The organism is Pseudomonas sp. 39004, assembly GCF_028682155.1.
GTDB lineage: Bacteria > Pseudomonadota > Gammaproteobacteria > Pseudomonadales > Pseudomonadaceae > Aquipseudomonas > Aquipseudomonas capeferrum.
The window spans coordinates 1-3,960 of sequence record NZ_JANIAG010000284.1 but is presented as its reverse complement, the minus strand read 5'-3'; the positions used below and the strand labels follow the sequence as shown (position 1 = coordinate 3,960).

Here is a 3,960-nt window from a genome sequence, read left to right as displayed (position 1 = left end):
TTTATCCGAGGACTTGGACGCCGCGCCTCCTGCTCGGCCTGCTCCCGCGTCAGGGCAAAGTGAGCGTGGTGGCTGAGCAGGTTGGCGCGGCTGATCTGGCTGCCCTCACGGCCAACAGCCATAGCCAAGGTTTGTGCCGGCCCTTCTTCGAGCATGGGCAGTACGTCGTACATCGGCGACAGACGCCACCCGCCTGCCACCCAGATCACTGCATGGTTGCGTGGATGGTCGTCAGAGTTCCCCACCAGGGCGTTGTAGCACATGCGTTTGAACAGCTCCTGCAGATCAGCATCGGGCACACCCCGCCGGCGCATTTCATCGGCTACGGCGGCGTAGCGCCAATCCCGATGGTGTGCGCCGTTCCATTCCGAATCCAGCAGGGTCAATGCGCTGAGCATGGGAATGCGTCGGGCGCCCTGCGCAATTGGCGTGCGGTCGAAGCGTTCGATCAGCAAGGTTGAAGGGTTTTCGGCATGCAGCGCGGTTTTTGCCACGTTCAAGCCCTGCCCTGCTGCAAAGGTCATGCAGGCATATTCGATGGAGGGCAGGTCGTAGTGGTCGTAGCGATCACGGGGCTTGGCCAGGATCAGCATGCCGTTGTCCTGCAGCGTGCGTTTGGGGCGCGCGCCGCCCAAGGCGGAACGCTGTTGGCGGACGTTGAGGGTTGCCACCGACTCGGCGTCGAGCTGGCCGTCGTACACCGCCTCGCACGCGGCGACGAATTTGGCCAAGCCTTTCAAGGTGGGTACCGCGCCGTCGCCCAGGCCAGGTGCGGGCATGGTTGCGCCACCCGCCATCAGGTTGCCGACGCGGTCGTTGTTCGGTGACTTGAGTAAGAAGTCGAGGGTGCCCAGTTCCTGGCCGTACGCCCGATGCAGCAGCCGCTCGCCCCAGCCATCAGGCATGGCGTCATTGATGAAGCCGGGTATGCCGCGGTTCTTGGCGATCCCCGTGTAGGGCTCGGCACGCAGGGGGTAATTGATGGGGTCGGGTACCCAGCCACCTCGCGCCACATGGTCAGGCGCATAGAGGAACTCACCGAGCTTGCCTTTGAGGGTCAGCCGGCCAAGCGTGATGACCTCACCCGTCTCGGGGTGATCCATATAGATGTAGGCACGGGACATCAGAATTCCTCGGGCTTGGGTTTTGCCAGCCGCACGCGGCGGGATGCGAGGCTCTGGTGGGCATCGTCGTCATCACTGAAACGGGTGATCTGGGAGGTTTTTTCAATGCCCTCCAGCGAGGCGAAGACCGTGTCGCTGATGCCCAGGCGCCATAACACCAGCATGAAAGAACGCAGGTCCACGAGTGCGGAGCCGCCTTCGATCTTGCGAAGGGTATGCGCGGAGACGCCGATTGCTGCCGTGAGGTCTGATTGGCGTAAACCGAGTGACAGGCGCTTTGCCTTGACCAGAAGCCCTATTTTACTGAGGGTATCGGCGCAGGCGACGGGGAAAAAGTCATTCATAAAGCCTACCAGCACTAACATTAAGTGTCATAAGGCAAACCATAGCACGCATTACAATTTTTTACGATGCTGATAAAGCTCGTTACCGTAGGCCTTAAAGCAAATAAGGCTCACCTTGGTTGACTTTATAGATTGATGTTTGCTTGGGTGGCTACCCGTGGATGCGATACCGGGCAGGCCAGAAACCCGACTATGCTGGAAGCAGCCCAACCTCGGGTCGCAGGGGAGCGAAGCATGAGGATCATGCGTGGATTCAGGCAAGTGTGTTGGCTGGCTCTGGCGGTACAGATGCTGTGCTCAACCCTCCTCCATGCAGAGGGCCTGGAGCCTTCAGCGACGGCAGCCGATGCTGCCACCCCTGAGCCTGCAGCGCTGCAGATCATCAACCGCACGGTATTTGTCTTTCGGGCCACCTTGCTGGGTGAAACACCACAGGTTCGAGCACTGCGGGCCAAGTCGGCCATTGAAGAAGCGTTGCAGGATGAAGATGACCAAGGCATCAGAATCGACGCTATCCTGAACAGTTACCTGGTGCTGCTGGGCGATCGGCGCGCGTTCATCGTCACGCCGCAGGACGCCGCCGCCAACGATATCACCGCGCGCGAAGCCGCCGAGCTGGCCGCAGAGAACCTGCGCCTGGTGGTCGAGGAAACACGCCAGGCGCGCAGCGTGCGTTTTCTGCTCAATGCCGTCGGCTATTCGGCTGCGGCCACCTTGGTGTTCATGCTGCTGGTCAAGGGCGCGCGAGGTGTGCGGCGCAAGCTTTTGGGGCTGCTGCCCAGGCTGATGGGCAAGCATTCCGAGCGTTTCAGGGTGGGTCAAACACCCCTGTTCGACCTGCAGAACCTCTACTACCTGGCCGATCGTTCGCTGTGGCTGGTGTACTGGCTGGTGCTGCTGTTGCTCTGCTACCAGTGGCTGGGCTTCGTGCTGTCGCAGTTCCCTTACACCCGGGCGTGGGGCGAAAGCCTGAATGTCTACCTGATGGAGCTGGTCAGCTACCTGGTCAGCGGCATCCTTCACGCCATCCCCGGGCTTGCCGTTGCCCTGTCGATTTTCTTCATTGCCCGGGGTATCAGCGCGTTTTCCAAGCGGGTGCTGCGGCGCATGGCACGGCCGGGCACGTTGAAGTGGCTCAACGAAGAAACCCTGCAGCCCACCATGCGCCTGACTTCATTGGCGATCTGGCTGTTTGCCCTGGTGATGGCCTACCCGTACCTGCCTGGCTCTGGCACCGATGCGTTCAAGGGCCTGTCGGTACTGCTCGGGCTGATGATTTCGCTCGGTGCCACCAGTGTCGTCGGCCAGGCGGCGGCCGGGCTGATTCTCACCTATACAAGGACGCTGCGCGCCGGGGAGTTCGTGCGCGTGGGCGACTATGAAGGCACGGTGACCGAGGTGGGCATGTTCACCACCACCATCCGCACCGGCCTTGGCGAGGTGTTGACGCTGCCCAATTCGATGATCACGGGCACCGTGACGAAAAACTACTCACGCATCGTCGAGGGGCCAGGCTATGTGGTCGATACGGTGGTGACCATCGGCTACGACACGCCGTGGCGGCAGGTCGAAGCGATGTTGCTGGAGGCGGCCAGGCGTACCGATGGCGTACTGGCAAAGCCCGAACCCCAGGTGTTCCAGACGGCGCTGTCGGATTTTTATCCGGAGTACCGCCTGGTGGCCCAGGCCGTTCCGTCGCAGCCCAGGCCACGCGCCCTCCTCCTCAGCCTGCTGCACGCCAATATCCAGGACGTTTTCAACGAGTACGGCGTGCAGATCATGTCGCCCCACTACCTCGGCGACCCGCTGCAGGCCAAGTGGGTGCCAAGGGAGCAGTGGTACGCCGACCCTGCCAAGCCAGAACATCCGCAGCCAGCCAGCAAGCCTTGAAAGGGAGTTTGCGATGACGGACCCAAGCAAGAAGATGAGCCTGATGGGCCTTACCACGCTGGTGACGGTCAACATGATGGGGTCGGGCATCATCATGCTGCCCACCAACATGGCGCAACTGGGCGCGGTGTCGCTGTTGTCATGGGCCTTCACCGCGATTGGTTCGATGGCCATTGCCTACTGTTTTGCTCAATGCGGCATCTTCTGCCCGCGCTCTGGCGGCTTGTCGGCCTATACCGAAGAAGCCCACGCAAAATCAGGCTTCTTTCTCTGCTCCTACCTGTACTTTCTGTCGCTGGCGATCGCCAACGTGGCGGTGGCAATTTCTGCGGTGGGCTACATGACCGCCTTCGTGCCTTGGTTGGGCACCGGTGCCGTACCGCTGTTCATCGGCACCGTGGGGCTGATCTGGCTGACCATCGTCGCCAACTTTGGCGGCCCGAACATCACCGGCAAGATCGGTGCGATCACGGTCTGGGGTGTCATCATCCCCGTTGCGGGGCTGAGCATCATCGGCTGGTTCTGGTTCAAGCCCGACCTGCTCCAGGCTGCCTGGAACCCCAACGCGTTGCCGCTTTCCGAGGCCATCGGCAAGGCCATAC

At 61.5% G+C, this 3,960-nt stretch carries 4 protein-coding genes; 2 read left to right on the top strand and 2 right to left on the bottom strand.

The annotated features are described in order from the left end of the window. A partial coding sequence (locus NP534_RS26000; protein ID WP_274100631.1) for a type II toxin-antitoxin system HipA family toxin occupies positions 1-1,124 on the bottom strand: 1,124 nt, incomplete at its 3' end. Then, positions 1,124-1,468, bottom strand: a complete 345-nt coding sequence (locus NP534_RS25995) for a transcriptional regulator (protein ID WP_274100630.1) — start codon at positions 1,466-1,468, stop codon at positions 1,124-1,126. The genes NP534_RS26000 and NP534_RS25995, both read right to left, overlap by 1 nt. 288 nt (positions 1,469-1,756) lie before the next feature. On the opposite strand from NP534_RS25995, the gene NP534_RS25990 reads away from it, so the two are divergent. Further along, positions 1,757-3,358, top strand: a complete 1,602-nt coding sequence (locus NP534_RS25990; RefSeq protein ID WP_274100629.1) for a mechanosensitive ion channel family protein — start codon at positions 1,757-1,759, stop codon at positions 3,356-3,358. A gap of 13 nt (positions 3,359-3,371) precedes the next feature. Then, the coding region (locus tag NP534_RS25985) for an amino acid permease (RefSeq protein ID WP_274100628.1) at positions 3,372-3,960 on the top strand (589 nt) is incomplete at its 3' end.

Excerpts from the sequence above, each read along its gene's own strand:
- NP534_RS25995 (WP_274100630.1), bottom strand. The coding sequence starts at position 1,468 with ATGAATGACTTTTTCCCCGTCGCCTGCGCCGATACCCTCAGTAAAATA.
- NP534_RS25990 (WP_274100629.1), top strand. The coding sequence starts at position 1,757 with ATGCTGTGCTCAACCCTCCTCCATGCAGAGGGCCTGGAGCCTTCAGCG.